General features: G+C 41.4%; 15 protein-coding genes, 2 tRNA genes and 5 pseudogenes. 8 read left to right on the top strand and 14 right to left on the bottom strand.

Translation table 11 applies throughout. The features are described 5' to 3' along the window. Nucleotides 1–98 precede the first annotated feature (98 nt). Both OCU56_RS06295 and OCU56_RS06290 read left to right on the top strand, forming a co-directional pair. Nucleotides 99–971 (top strand): fructosamine kinase family protein, encoded by an 873-nt coding sequence (locus tag OCU56_RS06295; protein ID WP_261874664.1) that lies wholly within the window; start codon nucleotides 99–101, stop codon nucleotides 969–971. A gap of 26 nt (nucleotides 972–997) precedes the next feature. Then, on the top strand, nucleotides 998–1,201 hold the full coding sequence (locus tag OCU56_RS06290) for a CPXCG motif-containing cysteine-rich protein (RefSeq protein WP_261874663.1): 204 nt from the start codon (nucleotides 998–1,000) through the stop codon (nucleotides 1,199–1,201). Here OCU56_RS06290 and OCU56_RS06285 read toward each other — a convergent pair. Next, entirely contained in the window at nucleotides 1,198–1,809 is a 612-nt protein-coding gene (locus tag OCU56_RS06285) for a riboflavin synthase subunit alpha (protein WP_261874662.1), read from the bottom strand. The genes OCU56_RS06290 and OCU56_RS06285 overlap by 4 nt on opposite strands. Before the next feature lie 159 nt (nucleotides 1,810–1,968). Between OCU56_RS06285 and OCU56_RS06280 the strand changes: the two genes are divergently transcribed. Further along, nucleotides 1,969–3,339 carry an MATE family efflux transporter gene (locus OCU56_RS06280; protein WP_261874782.1) on the top strand — a complete coding sequence of 457 codons (1,371 nt, stop codon included), beginning with the start codon at nucleotides 1,969–1,971 and terminating at the stop codon, nucleotides 3,337–3,339. Between the two features lie 15 nt (nucleotides 3,340–3,354). Here OCU56_RS06280 and OCU56_RS06275 read toward each other — a convergent pair whose 3' ends face one another. Next, complete coding sequence (locus OCU56_RS06275) at nucleotides 3,355–4,182, bottom strand: DNA ligase (protein WP_261874661.1); 828 nt, start codon at nucleotides 4,180–4,182, stop codon at nucleotides 3,355–3,357. Between the two features lie 201 nt (nucleotides 4,183–4,383). On the opposite strand from OCU56_RS06275, the gene hxpB reads away from it, so the two are divergent. After that, nucleotides 4,384–5,046 (top strand): hexitol phosphatase HxpB, encoded by a 663-nt coding sequence (hxpB, locus tag OCU56_RS06270; protein WP_261874660.1) that lies wholly within the window; start codon nucleotides 4,384–4,386, stop codon nucleotides 5,044–5,046. A gap of 66 nt (nucleotides 5,047–5,112) precedes the next feature. On the opposite strand, the gene OCU56_RS06265 is transcribed toward hxpB, so the two are convergent. The 4 genes from OCU56_RS06265 to OCU56_RS06250 form a co-directional block, all read right to left on the bottom strand. Continuing rightward, on the bottom strand, nucleotides 5,113–6,102 hold the full coding sequence (locus OCU56_RS06265) for a 2-hydroxyacid dehydrogenase (protein WP_261874659.1): 990 nt from the start codon (nucleotides 6,100–6,102) through the stop codon (nucleotides 5,113–5,115). Between the two features lie 531 nt (nucleotides 6,103–6,633). Further along, nucleotides 6,634–7,308 carry a DUF3299 domain-containing protein gene (locus OCU56_RS06260; protein WP_261874658.1) on the bottom strand — a complete coding sequence of 225 codons (675 nt, stop codon included), beginning with the start codon at nucleotides 7,306–7,308 and terminating at the stop codon, nucleotides 6,634–6,636. 115 nt (nucleotides 7,309–7,423) lie between these two features. Continuing rightward, nucleotides 7,424–8,800, bottom strand: a complete 1,377-nt coding sequence (locus OCU56_RS06255; protein ID WP_261874657.1) for an amidohydrolase family protein — start codon at nucleotides 8,798–8,800, stop codon at nucleotides 7,424–7,426. Between the two features lie 116 nt (nucleotides 8,801–8,916). Continuing rightward, the gene (locus OCU56_RS06250; RefSeq protein WP_261874656.1) at nucleotides 8,917–9,909 is read right to left on the bottom strand and encodes a helix-turn-helix domain-containing protein; all 993 of its coding nucleotides are present in this window, start codon (nucleotides 9,907–9,909) and stop codon (nucleotides 8,917–8,919) included. A 348-nt stretch (nucleotides 9,910–10,257) separates the two neighbouring features. Between OCU56_RS06250 and OCU56_RS06245 the strand changes: the two genes are divergently transcribed. Both OCU56_RS06245 and OCU56_RS06240 read left to right on the top strand, forming a co-directional pair. Then, nucleotides 10,258–10,334, top strand: a tRNA-Val gene (locus tag OCU56_RS06245). A 36-nt stretch (nucleotides 10,335–10,370) separates the two neighbouring features. Continuing rightward, nucleotides 10,371–10,447 (top strand) — tRNA-Val (locus OCU56_RS06240). A 505-nt stretch (nucleotides 10,448–10,952) separates the two neighbouring features. Here the strand turns inward: OCU56_RS06240 and OCU56_RS06235 are convergent. From OCU56_RS06235 to OCU56_RS06220, 4 genes and pseudogenes are all read right to left on the bottom strand, one after another. Continuing rightward, a complete protein-coding gene (locus tag OCU56_RS06235; protein ID WP_261874655.1) occupies nucleotides 10,953–11,282 on the bottom strand; it encodes a hypothetical protein in 330 nt (109 codons plus the stop codon). After that, a pseudogene (locus tag OCU56_RS06230) lies at nucleotides 11,279–11,587 on the bottom strand (site-specific integrase); the annotation flags it as partial. The gene OCU56_RS06235 and the pseudogene OCU56_RS06230, both read right to left, overlap by 4 nt. 5 nt (nucleotides 11,588–11,592) lie before the next feature. Continuing rightward, nucleotides 11,593–11,850 (bottom strand): annotated as a pseudogene (locus OCU56_RS06225) (ATP-binding protein); the annotation flags it as partial. A gap of 10 nt (nucleotides 11,851–11,860) precedes the next feature. Then, nucleotides 11,861–12,505, bottom strand: a complete 645-nt coding sequence (locus OCU56_RS06220) for a hypothetical protein (RefSeq protein ID WP_261874653.1) — start codon at nucleotides 12,503–12,505, stop codon at nucleotides 11,861–11,863. A 218-nt stretch (nucleotides 12,506–12,723) separates the two neighbouring features. Between OCU56_RS06220 and OCU56_RS06215 the strand changes: the two are divergent. Beyond that, nucleotides 12,724–12,957: pseudogene (locus tag OCU56_RS06215) on the top strand (IS256 family transposase); the annotation flags it as partial. 109 nt (nucleotides 12,958–13,066) lie between these two features. Here OCU56_RS06215 and OCU56_RS06210 read toward each other — a convergent pair. Then, the gene (locus OCU56_RS06210; RefSeq protein WP_261874652.1) at nucleotides 13,067–13,657 is read right to left on the bottom strand and encodes a hypothetical protein; all 591 of its coding nucleotides are present in this window, start codon (nucleotides 13,655–13,657) and stop codon (nucleotides 13,067–13,069) included. 164 nt (nucleotides 13,658–13,821) lie between these two features. Here OCU56_RS06210 and OCU56_RS06205 point away from each other — a divergent pair, with 164 nt between their 5' ends. Next, a complete protein-coding gene (locus tag OCU56_RS06205) occupies nucleotides 13,822–14,862 on the top strand; it encodes a hypothetical protein (protein ID WP_261874651.1) in 1,041 nt (346 codons plus the stop codon). Nucleotides 14,863–15,235: 373 nt separating this feature from the next. Here OCU56_RS06205 and OCU56_RS06200 read toward each other — a convergent pair. From OCU56_RS06200 to OCU56_RS06190, 3 genes and pseudogenes are all read right to left on the bottom strand, one after another. Further along, a pseudogene (locus OCU56_RS06200) lies at nucleotides 15,236–16,222 on the bottom strand (IS4 family transposase); the annotation flags it as partial. Between the two features lie 38 nt (nucleotides 16,223–16,260). Next, nucleotides 16,261–16,458: pseudogene (locus OCU56_RS06195) on the bottom strand (integrase core domain-containing protein); the annotation flags it as partial. 102 nt (nucleotides 16,459–16,560) lie between these two features. Next, on the bottom strand, nucleotides 16,561–17,523 hold the full coding sequence (locus tag OCU56_RS06190; RefSeq protein ID WP_261874650.1) for a hypothetical protein: 963 nt from the start codon (nucleotides 17,521–17,523) through the stop codon (nucleotides 16,561–16,563). Between the last annotated feature and the right edge of the window lie 161 nt (nucleotides 17,524–17,684).

Here is a 17,684-nt window from a genome sequence, read left to right as displayed (position 1 = left end):
AGACAAGGTGATCCTTGGCATATAATTGCACTTTTCCAACTTGATTGTACGAAATTTAGCCTAAACTTACCCCATAAGTATAGGTTGAGGCATTAAGCATGTGGCAGGCGATTACACAACAACTCTCAGACGTTTTAATGTTTGAGTTTAAAATTGAAGAAAAGAGCCGCATCACCTGCGGTGACATCAGTGAAAGCTACATGATTAGCGACGGTGAACAGCGTTACTTTGTTAAAGTAAACAGCAAATCTTTTTTAAACCATTTTAGTGCCGAAGTAGACAGTTTAAGTCAGTTAACTCGCTCCAACACGGTTACCACCCCAGAAATCGTGCATTTAGGTTCCACTAAAGATGCCTCTTTTTTAATTTTAAACTACTTACCTACACATCCGCTGGCTAATCATGAAGCGAGCTACCAATTTGGTCAGGACATCGCCCGTTTACACTCATGGCAAGAGCAACAAGAGTACGGCAACGACAATGACAACTATCTCGGTACAACACTGCAGCCGAATCGTTGGCAAAAGAAATGGTGCCAATTTTTTGCCGAGCAAAGGATTGGCTGGCAATTACAACTACTCAAAGAGAAAGGCATTGATTTTGCCAATGTGCAAGACGTGGTCTCTACCATAAAGTTTGCGTTATCCAACCATCACCCCAAACCCGCACTGTTACACGGTAACCTTTGGCACGGCAACTGCGCAGAATCCCCTTTTGGCCCCATTTGCTACGATCCTGCCAGTTACTGGGGGGACAGAGAGTGTGATATTGCTATGACCGAGCTATTTGGCTCCTTTCCTAACGCATTCTATCTTGGCTATAACAGCATTAAGCCACTGTTAGATGGCTACGATGAGCGTAAAGATATTTACAACCTTTACCCTATCCTCAATCACTGCAACCTATTTGGTGGTCACTACTTAAACGACGCACAACAGCGAATAGACCAATTGCTCAAACAATATGCGTAATAGCAAGACGGTATAAGAGGTAAACGATGAAAGAATTTACACAACGACAAATAGCCTGTCCCCATTGCGGGCAGCATATTACAGTGTCTTTAGATACGACACAGGGCAATCAAGAATTTTATGATGATTGTCCCGTGTGTTGCCATTCAATTCATCTCAACATGCAATTGGATGAAGTCAGAGATAAGGTCCAGTTGCAAATAGATGCTGACGATGAGCAAATTTTCTAACGATTTTTCTCCGCTAACACGCGCTCAACGGTGTCAACAATGGCTTGTGTTTGCGGGTCGACCTCTAAGTTAATTTTATCACCCACTTTACGTTGCCCAAACAAAGTGCGAGTCAGTGTTTCCGGGATCAAATTCACGCTGAAGCGATCCTCTTGGACTTCTGCAATGGTTAACGAACAGCCATCCAAGCCGATATATCCTTTAGGTAAAATATAGCGCATGCTGCTTGGTGAGCACTCAAACCAAATGGTTTGGTTGTTGGGACTCGATATCATTTGCTGAACCGTCACCACACCACTAATGTGCCCAGACATATTATGTCCGCCTATCTCGTCGCCAAATCGAGCGGCTCTTTCTACATTGACCCAATCCCCTAACTGGAGTAAACCGAGGTTAGTCAAATCGAGTGTCGCTTTCATTAAATCAAAACGCACTTTGCGCCCGGTCACTTGCGTGACCGTCAAGCAGCATCCATTATGGGCAATAGACGCCCCTAAGGTTATGTTATGACTTAATTCACTGGGCAATTCAATCACATGACTGTGAAAATCTTGTTTCTGCTCAATAGAGATCACTTGAGCCATTCCTTGAACAATACCTGTAAACATAAATGAGACACTCTCAGACTTTGTGAAAAACGTCGCTCAGTATATCATGGCAAATCCATCTCTTGGCAGGTTAATAAAGACAAAACATAACGATGAAAAATATAGCTTAGTCAGACTTTTGGTATTACTATGCCCCCCTCTCAACATAGGAAACTGGCTGTGCATCGTTACCAAAAAGAAGCAAAAAACCTCATTAAACTTGCCACTCCCATTCTCATTGCCTCTATTGCTCAAACGGGCATGGGCGTAGTCGATACCATTATGGCAGGGGGCGTGAGCGCAACGGATATGGCCGCCGTGGCCATTGCTTCAAGTATTTGGTTACCGTCGATTTTATTTGGCATTGGCATTTTAATGGCGCTAATCCCAATTGTGGCGCAGCTGAACGGGCGCGGTCATCAACATAAAATTGCCAACGAAATCCAGCAAGGGGCAAGTCTTGCCGTGTTGATAGGCTTTCCTATTGCGATAGTGTTGCTACAAACCAGTTCCATTTTGCACCTAATGGACGTAGATGCCACGATGGCGCGTATTACCACAGGTTACATGCACGCTATGTTACCCGCCGTACCCGCTTTTCTCTTTTTTCAAACATTACGCAGTTTTACCGATGGCATGTCTCTAACCAAACCGGCCATGATTATTGGCTTTGCCGGTTTGTTGATTAACATCCCTCTCAATTACATTTTTGTGTATGGCAAGCTAGGCATTCCGGAATTAGGTGGGATCGGCTGTGGTGTAGCCACAACCATTGTCTATTGGATCATGTTTGCTATGCTGCTGTTCTATACCATGACGTCAAAACGTCTGAAAAGCATTGGCCTTTTTGACACTTGGCATAAGCCTAAACTCAAAGCGCAATTTCGTTTGTTTAAGTTAGGCTTACCCGTGGCCTTAGCGATTTTCTTTGAGGTGACGTTATTTGCTGTGGTAGCGCTACTGGTTTCGCCTTTAGGCCCTATTGTGGTAGCGGCCCATCAAATCGCTATTAACGTTTCAAGCATGGTCTTTATGATCCCTATGAGTATTGGCGGAGCAGTCAGCATACGTGTAGGGCATAAACTTGGCGAAGAAGACACCGAAGGGGCGCGTATTGCCAGCCATGTTGCCATTATACTGGGTCTGTCTTTGGCTGTGATCACCGCTATCCTCACGGTGTTATTTAGAGAAAATATTGCCGATCTGTACACAGATAATCGCGCCGTAACCACAATATCAGTGCAATTATTGCTACTGGCTGCCATTTATCAATTTAGTGATACCGTGCAAGTGGTCGCCGCCGGTGCCTTGCGCGGTTATAAAGATATGAAGTCCATTTTTAGCCGCACTTTTATCTCTTACTGGGTGGTTGGTTTACCTACAGGATATATTTTAGGCTCTAGTCATTGGTTGGGAGAACCTATGGGCGCGCACGGTTACTGGTATGGGTTTATCGTCGGTTTAACCACTGCTGCTATCTTGTTGGCTCTGCGTATAAAATGGATGCATCGCCAACCAGAAAACGTACAGCTCGAATTTGCATCTCGTTAATCACCCGACAATGGCTTAAAACACGGGACGCTCTCTCATAAAGCGTGCAAACTTTGGCACGCCATTGTGGGTGGTCCCATTATAACGATAGGTAATGACAGTACCAATCGCTGGTGGATTTTTTCGTTGCTGGTCACTTAATCCGCTACCAATATAAAAACGCACTCCCTGCGCAGTCTCAACCCAAAGCGAGCCTATTTGTGCTGGTTTTTTTCCCTGTTTATAACCCACTACGCGCGCCTCAGCATCTTGATGGGGCTTAATTTTTAATAGATTATCACTGCGACCTTCGATATACACTCCGTGACGATGGCGTACCATCAACCCTTCCCCTCCGCTGGCAACCACTTGATTTAATTCTTTATTTAATTGCCTGTAAGATTGAAATGGCCTTTGCTTAATCACCGTAACTTGTGGGCTATTTTCACCTTGCTGTGCCTTCCATTGTAACAAGGCATGGTAACCTTGCTCATAACTGCCTAGCGTATCAATTCGGGAAAATAGAACATAATGAATATCCGCCCAAGCCCGTTCATTGGGCGTGTGATCCAATACGGTTTGTTGCACCTGCACATATCGGCCTCGGCCTACCCATAATTCTCCTTCTACTGAAAAGTCCGGCAGCTGCTCTGTAAAACCAATAGGAGCATGAATCACGGTGCCATTTCGAGTCATTAACTGCTTACCATTCCAAACCGCACGAATACCATCGAGCTTTTCACTCACCCAATGATCCGAGGTCAGTCGTTGCCCTTGAAAGACATTCGCTAACATCAAGTTGTGTGGCATCTTACTTTGACTGTGTACTTCACACGCGACTAGCGGCGTGCATGCAAGTAACATTATCGACAACCCCTTACTGTGCCCCATAGTGCCTCCCCTTTGAAACAAACTCTTAGGACAACACTATTGTCACCATTTGCTAAAATGCCCCCTTTCATCAAGCATTTTGCGAGATAGCACGATAAGATAGATGAAATCTCATTTACGCCAGTGCTCATGTGACACTGTCACACTTACTTCCTACGCCTATAAGGACATACAATGTTAAAAGCAATTATCTTTGATATGGACGGTCTTATGATCGACTCAGAACCCTATTGGCGTCAGGCACAGTTGGATATATTCCCCAACTACGGCATTCAACTGACCCTTGAAGACTGCATTGCCACAACTGGGGTTCGAATTGATAATATTGTGGATATGTATTATCAGCAGTCTCCTTGGCAAGGAGTAAGCCAACAACAGGTAGCGGATGAGATTTGTGATCGGGTTATCCAATTAGTCAGCGAACATAAACCTGCCCTACCAGGTTTAATCCCTTTACTGGAGCAATTAACTCAATTAGATATTAAACTTGCGGTGGCCTCATCGTCACCCATGAAGCTAATTAATGCAGCGCTTAGCGCACTTGAGTTAACCGATACCTTTGATGCGGTGCTTTCTGCGGAATCGTTACCCTACGGCAAGCCACACCCAGCTGTGTATATAAATACGGCGAAAGCCTTAAATCTCAAACCGAATGAATGTTTGGCCGTGGAAGATTCATTACCTGGGTTACTGGCCGCGAAATCTGCCACCATGAAAGCTATTGTGGTGCCTGAGGCCACGCATTATTTGCGCGATGAGTGGGCCATTGCCGATAAGAAGTGCCATTCATTGGCCGATATTACGCCGCAGATGATCGCTAAATTATTGCAAAAATAGCAAAAAGTGTGGTCAAGACCCCATCCTGACCACACGCTCTTTAAGTCAATAACCTATTTGATTGCATTATAGGAAGTTATTATCAACGGTGTTTTGCTGATAGTTTTCCACGTTTTGCAGTGTTGTTTTCGCAATACTTTCTAGGGCATCGATAGTTAGAAACGCTTGGTGCCCAGTGAAGATCACGTTGTGACAAGAAGAGAGACGGCGGAACACATCATCCACAATCACATCATTAGATTTGTCATGGAAGAACAACTCTTTCTCACTTTCGTAAACATCTAAGCCTAAAGCGCCAATACGCCCTTGTTTTAGTGCGTCGATGGCCGCGCTAGAGTCCACTAATTCACCACGGCTGGTGTTAATGATCATCACGCCATCTTTCATTTTGTTAAACGCGTCGGCATCCAATAAATGATAGTTTTCAGCGGTCATAGGGCAATGCAAAGAGATCACATCAGATTGCTTAATTAAAGTATCCAGATCGCAGTACTCTCCACCCAATTCAATAACTTTGTCATTTGGGTATGGGTCAAAACAGAGTACATTCATCCCTAAGCCTCTAAGGATACGAATTGTAGCCAGACCAATTTTACCGGTACCAATCACACCCGCAGTGCGTCCATGAAAGTTAAAACCAACCAAACCTTCTAATGAGAAGTTAGCATCTCTGGTGCGCTGATACGCCTTATGAAAACGACGGTTTAAGGTCATCATTAGGCCCACAGCATGTTCGGCAATGGATTCAGGGGAGTACGCTGGAACGCGGGCTACTTGAATGTTCAACTCTTTGGCTGCATCCAAATCCACATTATTAAACCCAGCGCAGCGCATGGCGATCATTTTCACACCACGTAGGGCTAATTGCTCTAATACAGGTCGAGATAAGTCATCGTTAACGAACGCGCATACCACTTCACAACCTTTTGCCATTTTCGCAGTTTGTTCAGTCAATAAAAAATCATAAAAATGATACTCAACATCACTGTCTACTTTTGCTTGCTCAAAAGAGCGCTGGTCGTATGACTTGGTACTAAAAAAGGCAATATTTATCATATCTATCTCTCATAAATTGAATGCAATAATTGGTAATATTCGAGCGTTGAGTTAGAGTCCTACAATCGTTCAAATATAAAGCTCATGAACGATACTTAACACACTTGTTGAATCGTTACTCTTACCTGTCCTAGATGGACCAATAAAGAGTGAGTAGCGGTTTTGTTTTGACAAGTAAAAGCGATAAATAAAAAGGCAAAAGGCGAACTTACTGCTGATGTTACGCGGTAAATTTTCGGCCAAAATGAAATCTTCGCTGTTGTCTTGTGCCACACACCTTAGTCAAATACGCTTTTTTAGTGTGACAAAACCTTATCATTGTACATGAGCCATAATAGCCCTATTCAATAACCAAAACTAAGTTTCAGCAACCTATTTTCACACCAAATCAGTTTGCAAAAATAAGCGACTTTTTGCCTAGAAAAATCCACCATTTATGGTTTTGTTGTTACTGTGTTCACTTTCTGTATAAAATAACATCTAAGGCTAAAAATCCGCCTATTTTTACTAGCAACCCCTTTCTCTATCTCTTTATTCCATTGAGTTCGCTTGATAGTTTTCCACATTTTCTGCTGACATTTGATACACCGCGTCCACCTTGCTTGCACCATCACTGTAGTTGACATCCGCCGTCACATTTTGATTATACAAGCCGCCTTCTACCCAAACGGGTGTTTGTAAACTTACCAATTCAATACCTTGAGGGTAATCCACTAGCACTATTTGGTTTGGTTGTGGCGGTGGCGTATGAATGCACGCTCCCGCAGTAGGCACAAGGAAGAATTGAGTCACCTTATTGCCTTGCATTTCAATGGGCGTGATAAACCCGGCTAAACGATGGGTTTTATTGAGTATCTTTTGATTCGGCAACGTCGCCATTTTTTGACGTTGCTCGGTAATTAACTCTCGCTGCAAAAACAGCGCGGTAACATCAATCCCCGCCCTCTCTAACCCCCCTTGCAAAGCCTCAATTTCAGCGATGGATTGCTTGGATGGGGTAAACCCTTTAATTTTTTGAGCGTCTCTAAAACGCGCAATGGTACCTAAATCATAAAGCTGATTATTATCAAGGGCTGAAAATGGGTCTTCAACCGTCGTTAACTGAGGTACAAGATCTTGCCAATAAGTCGGTTTAAGCTCTTCAGCGGTGACAGGGATGGCGAATAATAATGTGCATCCAAGCACCATGCGTTGTAAAACCTTCATATTTACCTTCTTTAAAGAAATAGGCAGGGATTCCCCTGCCTTAATTAAGCGAATCAAACACGCAAGCCTACTGAGCCGAAAAACGACAGCCCTTGCAAGCGCAACAAAGGGGCAACTACAATGTATTGCGGTAAATTTTGCCGTCTTTCATTACGAGTTTGATTGTCTCTATTTCTTTATATTCTGGGTCGGCATCAAACCACTTTTGGGTTGCACCAATCACCGACATATCTTGCAATGGGTTGCCTTCTACTAAAATAATGTCAGCCACCGCCCCTTTTTCTATCACCCCTAATTTCCCTTGAGTTGTACCGCGAGGCCCAGACAACGCCAGCATTTCACCGGCGGTGGAGGTCATTTGTTTGAGCACTTCAAAGTTGCTGCCAAATGCTTGGGTGCGCCAGTATATTTCATAACGTCTCGCACGCTCGGCATCGGCATCGGCACCCACGTAATCTGATGCAAATACCACCTTAACGTTATTTTTTAACAGACGTTGACCATAATCACCATACTGCTCTTGAAGTTTGGCCACCATGGGCAGTTTTTCTGCCGGCATCAATGGGTTTTTCGCTAAATCAGGAGACAATCCCCACATTTGTGGCACTACGTATCCCCCTTCTTTTGCGATGCGTTTCATGGTGTCATCATTAATAAAGAAACCGTGCTCAAAGGTTTTCACACCACAATCTAATAGACGGTTAACGGAGCGATCATTAAAGGTATGAGCGGCCACATAGGTGTTCCAATCTTTTGCGGCCTCAACAATAGCGCAGGTTTCCTCCACCGAGTATTGGACGGTATCAATAGGATCAAAGCGTGACGAACCTCCGCCACCGGCCATAATCTTAATTTGGGTTGCGCCATTACGCAGGTTAACGCGAGTGGCCGTCATAACTTCTGGCACTCCATCGGCAACGGCACCAATGCCCATACGCTCAAAGTTTGATAGATCGCCGGCGGTTTTCGGTGAAAATCCAGCATCATTTCGATCGCGAAAATCACCATGACCGGAGGTTTGTGAAATAAACGCACCAGAGGGATAAAGCCTCGGCCCATCCACATTGCCCGCTTCGATTTCACGAGTAAGCCCAAATGCAGGTCCACCCATATCACGCACCGTCGTAAAGCCATCGTTAAGATAACGCTCTACAACTTGTACCGCATGAATGGATATGTCCGTGATATCTTTGTTGGACTCAATATCGTTAAAATTGTAGTTGATCATAATGTGCGCATGACCATCAATTAAGCCCGGCATCAGGGTTTTCCCTTGCCCATCGATAATGGTGGCATCCTTGGCCGTAATTTCACTAGAGGATATTTGAGCGATTGTATTATCCACAACCAACACATGATGATCTTCATACAACTTATCTTCTGTGCCGTTAAACACATCCACATTCTTAAATATCGTGGTTTGTGCATGAGCGGCAAATGCAAAAGAGCAACAAATGGCGATGGTTGAAAGTGTCAGCGTTTTTTTCATCATAGTTTCCTTTAGAAGTTCACATTCAATAACTTAGAAGTGATCTTAAGGAAAATCCACAAAACTAATTGCCATTAGGTGACACGCATTGAGAAAGAGACCTTTTATACTAAATAGTGTTAACTCAACCTATATTGACGAGGAGTCATCCCCATACGACGTTTAAACGCGCGCGAAAAATGAGCCCCATCAGAATAGCCAAAACGTGTCGCTATGCAAGTTACAGAACATCTCTCTTCCTTGAGCGCTGCCAAGACCAATTCAAATGTCATCTCTTCAATTAACGTTTTATAAATCAATTGATGTTCCGCTAAACGCCGTTGCAAAGTGCGCACATTCATTCTTAAGATCTCTGCGGCCACAGTGATGGGCAACTTACCCGTAGACAAATATGGAAAGATGGCCATTTTGAAGGTTGCGATAAACGTAGGTTGTACATACGTCACCGCTTTTGGCAAAGTCACCTTCGACGCCCTGACAATGCCAGAGGTCACTTGTTGCCGCATAACCTCATCGCAGATTTTAATTCCGGTCATCGACCTTTGAGTAATAAAGGTAATGTTATCCATAGTCGGTAAGCCTTGATAGGCGTCACTTGTCGCGCTTACCAATGAAATTTGCTTGGGCTTCCAAGTTAAATGGGTAATTGAACGAATAAACTCAAGCAAAAACAAAACCGAGAAGATTTCCCCATATTCATACCAAAGCTCATGTTGACCTTGTTTTTCACGAACTAACCACCACGAACCCGCAATATAAGAGGGATACACTTTAGCGCCAAGGGATGCCCGCTTAACCAACAGAGTTAACTCATGACACGCATCCAACACGGGGATAGATGGCGACAATTGCGCTGTAAAATCAGACATATAGTTGTCACGAATACTCTGCCAAAAAATCAACACCAATTGCGGTGTGGAATAATGTTCACCCAACACCTCAAGAGCATTTCTTAAGGCACTTTCCGGTAAGTAGTCATAACTTTGTGCACCACGAATATCATTTGGGATAGTGGCTTGCCGCAACACAGCGTAAGCGTCACTATCCACCTGCATCAGTAAATCAACAAAAAACCTCACATCTTCTACTTTCACCAAATCGATAGATTGCACCCAACCTCCCGTCCACACAGACCATCGCTTCTTTACTATAAAAACAATGGCAAAAAACCGCAGTAATTCAACCTATTCAATCGTTTAAGTTCACAGTTATGATGGCAGACTCGCACAAATTTTTTTCTTATCCGCGCCTAGTGCGTCTATCCCTCTTCAATCTCAGGTTTTTTCTCAGTGCACTTCAACCTCCCCTTATAATAATTGGCCTACCAACCCTGAAACTGCTGTCAAAACAATCAAAAAACACCCATCTCGATTATAAAAACGGCAAACAGTTCACAAACCTAAGATTTCTACTTGAACCCTTGCCCGCTTATGGATAACATCAGTCTCGTTCAAGAAGATGGGTCCGTAGCTCAGTTGGTTAGAGTATCGCCTTGACATGGCGGGGGTCGGCGATTCGAATTCGCCCGGACCCACCATCCTCTTTTGCATTAACATGCAAATTTGAACAATTTGGATCCGTAGCTCAGTTGGTTAGAGTACCGCCTTGACATGGCGGGGGTCGGCGATTCGAGTTCGCCCGGATCCACCATATTTAACAAGAAAACCAAGCATTTAGCTTGGTTTTCTTGTTTCTAGCCTTCTCAAAATTACACACAATATTTTCGAGTCCCCCTCACTCCCCTCATTTTAATGTACACATAAATATTCATAGTTATTCATAATGAAAATTCAATAACACAGCTAAGAAGAGCGTTGTGACCATCGTGTGACCATTTTTGTGACCAAATTAATTTTGTTTGGTGGCAAAGTTAGAGATTTTTACCAACGTTATTTTTCGGTATTTCTGTTTTAGAATATCGTTGTCACGAAGATTCTCATTGAACAATTATCAACACTAATCTGGGAGGACACGAAAGTGGTTGCTATTTATCTAGTCAAAATTTTCTCTGTATTTCCAGAAATGACTCATAAGCTTGCACCTCTGGAGCGACGCATGATTATTCGTCCTGATGAATAAAAATCAAAAAAGCCCTTCCATAAATGAAGATCAATTTGATTGAATTCGTTTCTTATGCAGAATTAATTCTAAGTTACTAAGTGGAACGTTTAGCCGTCTTAGATATACGCTTACACGTTGAATGGATTCGGGATTGCATCGCAGCAAGCAACCAACTTGGATCCCTCGCTTCAGTTGAGTTTTTGCAAATATGCTGGGCCTTGATAATGCCTAGGGTTACAGAGCAGATAAACTCATGCTCATTAGCATATTTGTCAGACCAAAGCCCTGTCCTCTCACGAACTAAACCATAGATGTCATCATAAAATCGGTTAATTTCATCATGTGTAAGTGATGGAAAATTTGCATCCTGCATGATATCGCAGCACAGACTGGTACAATGCACCGCAAGAGATGAGTAACTCATAGTTGCTCTCCTTCTAATCGGCTTTTTGCAAGTAACTTTTCGAACGCGCTACCATCTTGACGTGTTAGATTTGGTACAAATCGGCTATAAACTGCAAATAACATTTTTGTGGTTGTATGACCCATTTGGCGAGCAATCCATTCCGGAGCCTCACCAGCTGCAAGCCATAAAGTAGCAGCTGTGTGCCGTGTCTCGTAAGGACGTCGATAACTCATCCCCATAGCTTCTAAGGCCGGTTTCCAAACACGCTCTCGTACATTACGCATATCCAACGGATTCCCCACTCCATTACAAAATACGAATGCCTGTGTCAACGCCAGTTTAAAATTGACCCACTTATCGACGTTATCGCCGTAGTAAAACTGATCCATCCACGTAATCGATAGCTTTCTCCACTGATTTGTATGATGTGCGAGTGATGAAGAAGCCTATCCAGTAATGCCGCCGTCAGTGTCGTATCGTCGGCGAACGCATTTGACCATTGAGTGAACGGCAAGTTACTGGTCACGATAATGCTGCCTTTCTCGTATCGTTTAGCGATGACGTTGAAGAACAAGTTCGCTTCTTCTGTGGTTACCCTAAATTTCAGATTCCAATAGATATTCGAAAATAATGTCAGTGACAAAAACTTTCGTGCCGGTGGGTAAGTTCTTAGGAATTAGGTAAGCGGCAAAAGGTGATGTATTTAGATTCTCTTTTGTACTAGAAGTTGTACTGTCAAAATGCACAACTGATCGACAATCATAACCGCTGTACGAATAAACACCATTCTCTTTTATCAGTCGCACTTTAGATGATAGAGCCTCTTCAGAGTCAGTTGGCTTGATTAACACCTGATAACCTTCTTTTTCTGCTCTATTAATCGCGCACATATCTCTGGCGGTATTAATCACGACTAAATGTTCGGTATTTCGACCTATGCATCCGGTGAGGTCGTCTTCATCGTAATCATTACTGTTATTTGTAAACTGGTACTGTATCTTTGCATTATGAAAGCCAACATAAGCACATGCTTCGGGGTTTACTTGAAATAAAGCAATGATTTGATCTTCATTAAAGTAAGTCAGATTGATGACTTGTTTTTCACAAGCGCTACAAAACCGACTAAGCTCGCTAGCAGTCCAAGACAACTCACTCCACTTCTTTCGTAACGGACACGAGAAAGTCTTAACCACTGTCCCGTTGCTTGAAAACAGAGTATTTGATGCCAAATCCAAACGCATAATAAGCTCATTTAAATTTAAGTTAATCACTAGAATCTACGAACAAAAAATCCCAGTTGAACCGAAAATGTTATCTTATCAGACACAATTAAGCTCACAAAAGATGGAGAAACTAGTCAGACTGCATGCTATTAAATTGTCTTTCTTAGCATTGTTTCGGGGGTAGCATTCAAAGTTCTGTGTCATTTCCAGTAGAATATCCAAAACAGGAGTGACACATGACCCAACCATTTGATTTTGACCAAGCGCTTAAAGCACTTCAAGCTGGAAAAAGCCTTACGGCTAAAGACAGTGTACTTGGCCAACTTATCAAGCAACTTACTGAAGCTGCTCTGACTGCTGAGTTAGATCTGCGTCTTGATAACGATCCCATTCCTAACCGCAAGAATGGTAAAACATCAAAAACAATCAAACATCCTTCAGGTAGCTTTGAACTCGATGCCCCAAGAGATGTGCCAGAAAAACAAAAAACGGCTTAGTAAGTCTCCAAAAAAACTGGATCATGACATATCTATAAAGCATACCTAAACAAGCAAAAAGCTAGTTAGACTGTTTTCATAATCAATATATGCGATTTTTATCCATTATAGAATATCCATTGCCTGCGTTTTTGTTCACCCATGCAATATTTTCCGGTGATATAGACCACATTAAATCTGCTAGAGATCTTGCATTTTCCTTACCTTGACTAGGTGTTAATACTGTAATTATACGTTTGTACCAGTAAGTTTTTTTTGCAGGGACTAATTTACCATTAACAACACTATATGGCTGATGAAGTCCGACAGCATTATTATCAATACTAATAGGATATTTTGCGGAAAAAAATATTATAGCACATGCACTCACACACTTATCATTACTACCAATAATGGTTGTAAATGGGGATTGCTTTGACACATACGAGGCGATTTTAATGGCCGTTTCTAAATCTCCACCAGGAGAAGACAGTTGAATTACATGTAATGGAAATACTTTTTTCCGTTCTTGTTTAATGATTTTTTTAAAACTCACATAGTCACTAGGGACTATTTCACCTTCAATTCTTAAAATAGTTGGATATACGCCATCATGATCTAACCATAAGTTAGCTGCATATAAATCACCTGAATTAAACATGATAATAATAGCCAACAAAAAAAACATCTTCATTAATGACTCATCCATAAATATTTTGTATGGATATGTTATCTCATATACGTTCACTAGCCGATTGCCTTTCGTTATCACTTTCGAAACCTTAGTTTTCAAAAATAACGCATGCAATCTATGTTACCATTAATGTTAATTTATAAAAACAACAGTTCGGATAATTAATGAAAAAGAATAAAATCCTCATATTTGCCTTATTTTTTATGGGTTCACTCGCACTTGCCCCATATGCATTGAACTTCAACAAAGGTACACCTATTAGTTGCATGGTGGATACTATGCATTCCTTTTTATCTTTTATTCATGGTGACAATACCAATACAAACAACCTATTTAGTCTAATAAAAGATAAATGTGATATTGATTTTAAGTATCAGATAAAAAAAAATCCAATCACACCGACAGTTAATAAACCGGTTAATATCCAGCGTTCCTCATTAGTCCATACTAACGAAGTTTCAATAAGAAAGGATTATTTTAATAAGAATAAAAAAGCAAATATTGTGATCGGCGAATCCGGAGGCTATATATCAATCGATAGTAAGAACAACAAAATCGTCTTTTTTTATGGTAAGGATGATTTTGATGAATATAAGTTCATGGTATCAATACAATTACCAAATGACAAAATTGAATGCAGCTTAGATGAACAAAGTTCTTTATCTGATTTTTTAACCAAAACAAAGCATGGCTTTAACATAAACACTAAATTTCCTGATTGTATTTCAGAAAAAGGTAAGCGTGTAAATTCATTAGACATTAATTTATATAAAAAATATCAATCGCCAGAATATAAAGGTTCATATAGGTTATCTGTAAATTCAAAAATTACAAATAATAAACTTTTATTTGCTACTCCTATTTCTGATGTAGGTACTTTATTATCTGATCCCAAAAAAATCATTTATAAGACGAGAGGGAACTTGTTTAGAGAGGTAATATTCAAATCTGATGGGAGTATTATTCTTCGCACTCCAAAAAGAGATTTTAAATTTAAATTAACGTACCCATCAAGTGATCTGAAAGGGCAAGATTTTTATATCACACTTGAGCAACCAAAAGTTACTAGGGGGCCATACTCATCAATTGATGCCATGCGTTTCTTTTTTAACGAGGATTTTGATATGTACTATCGTATAAAATTAAAAGGTTCAGATGACTGGTCAAAAAAATATAATATTGATTATATCCATCTAATCAAATAACACATATTAAAGGGGGTGAATGTCACTATATAAAATAGAGCATGTCACCTTCCATTTTTGACTCTACACTTACATAAGTGTTTACTAATGCACATCATATAGAGATCATCTGTGTAGAAAAGGATACCTTATTAATATAACGATCCTCTCCATCAAGTAGCGTGAGGCGTTAGCAGTACTTATGGACCTAGCAAATGACTCTTGCATCTTGACTCTGTATGCCTTGCATCTGCGCTTTTTGAGAGCAACTTATTTCCCTAATTTTTGGCAGATTAACTTCGAGTTTATCACTCTAACTCAAAGTTAATTTACCAGTCTTGTCTACTTCTATTTCATAGATAATTATAACTAGAAATTACTCATAGACTGGACCTTAAGCATTGAGGTTTTCATAAACTCCATCTAAGGTCCTGTCTTTCTTAGACTTTCTCTGCTGAGATTTAGTCGCATTCTTCGTTATATATCGAAGCGCCCATTCTAAGTGTTCTTCTATTTCTGACGAAGCTTGTTGTGCATAATCTGTCAGGATCGGAAGTAGCCATACGTCGACATTTTTCGCCGCTTTATACACTGCTATATTAGCCTTACTTCTAAGGGCTATTCCCCGTCTGAGTATCAATGCAAGAAGGCTTGCCCATACCAACCCTTCGACAATACACTTTTGAGCCGTTGCAAAACGTCGCCAATTTGTATCAGATTTCAGCTCTTTAAATAGCAACTCGACTTGCCAGCGACAACGATAAATTGCCATGATATCAGCGGCTGTATATGCCTCTCTTGATAAATTCGTTAGCCAGATACAATAGCGTTTTTCTTCTTTAAACCAACGCCTTACAATGCGGAACTCTTGCTTTCCTCTGCGTACTATTCAGTCTAAGGCGCTGGAACGATTAGTTTTACGACAGATCTCTTTTAGCTTTTTCCCAACGAGTTTGGGAAGGAGCCGACCGTTACTATTTCGGGCTTCTATAATGATTAGGTTCAGTGACTTTGTCCCACGAACAAGGAAAGAGCCACCATGCTGGTGAATCCGATCAAAATAGTCGAAGTCCACATAACCAGCGTCAGCCAACAACAGTTTATTATTGAGCGTTTCTACTTTAGGTAAATATGCCCTTTCCGAAGCGGTGTCCGCTGTTATTGTCATGGTTTTTGGTGATAAATCAGATAATGACATCGTCATATGGCACTCAATAGCGGCCGGAGTTCGCTTGAAACGACTTGGAAAAACATCTCCCACCCCATCATGAACACGGAAAGATCTGCCATCTTGCAGTAGCACATCCTTAAAACATTTCAGCTTTTGGGGAAGAGAGCGAGCAATACCCTGAGTGAATTGCTCTATAACTGACGTTACCAGGTAATCCTCCCATTAATAATTGCATTCAATCGTAGAATCTATGCTGCAACTTGTAGTGGTGGGTACCCTCCATTAGCTAAATGTGGACGCTGGTGATTGTAGAACCATAGCCACTGAGTTGCTTGATCTTGAACCTCTTCTAAGCTGTCGAACAGGTACTTACTCACCAAGCTAAACCTTACGGTTCGATTAAATCTTTCGATATACGCATTTTGTTGTGGGTTCCCAGGTTGAATAGAGTCCTTTAGGCAATTCTACTTTGTTTACGCTGCTGTTTATCCATTGCTACTTTACTCTAGTTACACAAAGATCAATTTACTCCTATCACTTCTCAGAGCTTAAACCCACTTTAGTATCAGTAGCATTATATTCGAAAACCAAGTACGTTCAGAATCCTCAACTGCCTTGTGCGAAAGGCGTTCATCCGCAGGATTGATGCTAGCCTTCCACAATTGAATATATGGGGTCATTGCGCCGTCCATTTGCATACCGCAAAAGACACTTTCATATAAGGGGATATATTCGGGTATAGGAAAAATCTTACTCAATGGAGAGAGGCCAAAGGCTTGGGAAGGTATCTTAAAGGCAGATTTTGAAGGATATAGAATAGGTCCTTGCCAAATAACATCGGTCTCATCGATTTTTCGTTCTATCACCATAGTGTCGGAATTGACGTAGAGTGCTAGCGGAACTCGCAGATTATTGTATTTAAGAAAGTGGGAATATACGTCATTGTTAACCCCTCCTCTTGCCTCTTTTGCTGTAATTCCTTGAATTTCCACCCTAGAATTTTTATCTACGTTAGCAATGGCTTTACGTAAATATGATGCACTTAAAAAGAAATCGGCAGAACCTAACGAATTGATCGTGTGGGTATAATGAGCATTAGCCAAATCACATTGTTGAACTCTTTGTCTATTACTAGACTTTGGTCCAATATCAGATGAAAGCCAACTGAGCATCGCGGTTTCAAACGCGACCTCTTTATATCCGGCAATATAACCTATAAAAGCCATGGAATAGTTCAGAGTGTGTACCGCGTACTGCTCAAGAGAGGTGAAAATGGGTTTATTTTGCTCTAAGACATAGGGCTTTTTATTACTGCACTCTTTTTCTAAATGAGAATAATTAAAAACATCGGCTACTCGGCAATGAAGTTCTTCCGCTTTCGCAGAGTACTCTGTCAGCATTAATACCCAAACGAAATAAACACTTCCTGCACGAACAAAAGTAAGTGCTCTCCCCGTTAACCAGAACTTAATGCAATACAAGATGAGAGATATGAGTAATGTAAGCCACATATCTGCACCAATCAAAGCTGGTAGTAACAAGCACAAGATGATACCAACAATACATTTAACTATTTTCGATCTCACCGCTATAACTCGTCTACTTTTCACTTTGAGAAATCCGCTAAATACAGGGAAGTGTCTGCGTGGTTATTCCTTGCCATTGTAACCAT

It is taken from the genome of Vibrio rarus (assembly GCF_024347075.1).
GTDB lineage: Bacteria > Pseudomonadota > Gammaproteobacteria > Enterobacterales > Vibrionaceae > Vibrio > Vibrio rarus.
The sequence above is the reverse complement of the archived record's forward strand: the minus strand, read 5'-3'. Positions and strand labels throughout refer to the sequence as shown.

Bases quoted from the DNA above. Each gene is read 5' to 3' on its own strand.
- OCU56_RS06275 (WP_261874661.1), bottom strand. From the start codon at position 4,182: ATGTTACTTGCATGCACGCCGCTAGTCGCGTGTGAAGTACACAGTCAA.
- OCU56_RS06295 (WP_261874664.1), top strand. From the start codon at position 99: ATGTGGCAGGCGATTACACAACAACTCTCAGACGTTTTAATGTTTGAG.
- OCU56_RS06210 (WP_261874652.1), bottom strand. From the start codon at position 13,657: ATGAAGATGTTTTTTTTGTTGGCTATTATTATCATGTTTAATTCAGGT.
- OCU56_RS06260 (WP_261874658.1), bottom strand. From the start codon at position 7,308: ATGAAGGTTTTACAACGCATGGTGCTTGGATGCACATTATTATTCGCC.
- OCU56_RS06220 (WP_261874653.1), bottom strand. From the start codon at position 12,505: ATGCGTTTGGATTTGGCATCAAATACTCTGTTTTCAAGCAACGGGACA.
- OCU56_RS06190 (WP_261874650.1), bottom strand. From the start codon at position 17,523: ATGTGGCTTACATTACTCATATCTCTCATCTTGTATTGCATTAAGTTC.
- OCU56_RS06255 (WP_261874657.1), bottom strand. From the start codon at position 8,800: ATGATGAAAAAAACGCTGACACTTTCAACCATCGCCATTTGTTGCTCT.
- OCU56_RS06290 (WP_261874663.1), top strand. From the start codon at position 998: ATGAAAGAATTTACACAACGACAAATAGCCTGTCCCCATTGCGGGCAG.
- OCU56_RS06285 (WP_261874662.1), bottom strand. From the start codon at position 1,809: ATGTTTACAGGTATTGTTCAAGGAATGGCTCAAGTGATCTCTATTGAG.
- hxpB (WP_261874660.1), top strand. From the start codon at position 4,384: ATGTTAAAAGCAATTATCTTTGATATGGACGGTCTTATGATCGACTCA.
- OCU56_RS06265 (WP_261874659.1), bottom strand. From the start codon at position 6,102: ATGATAAATATTGCCTTTTTTAGTACCAAGTCATACGACCAGCGCTCT.
- OCU56_RS06235 (WP_261874655.1), bottom strand. From the start codon at position 11,282: ATGAGTTACTCATCTCTTGCGGTGCATTGTACCAGTCTGTGCTGCGAT.
- OCU56_RS06205 (WP_261874651.1), top strand. From the start codon at position 13,822: ATGAAAAAGAATAAAATCCTCATATTTGCCTTATTTTTTATGGGTTCA.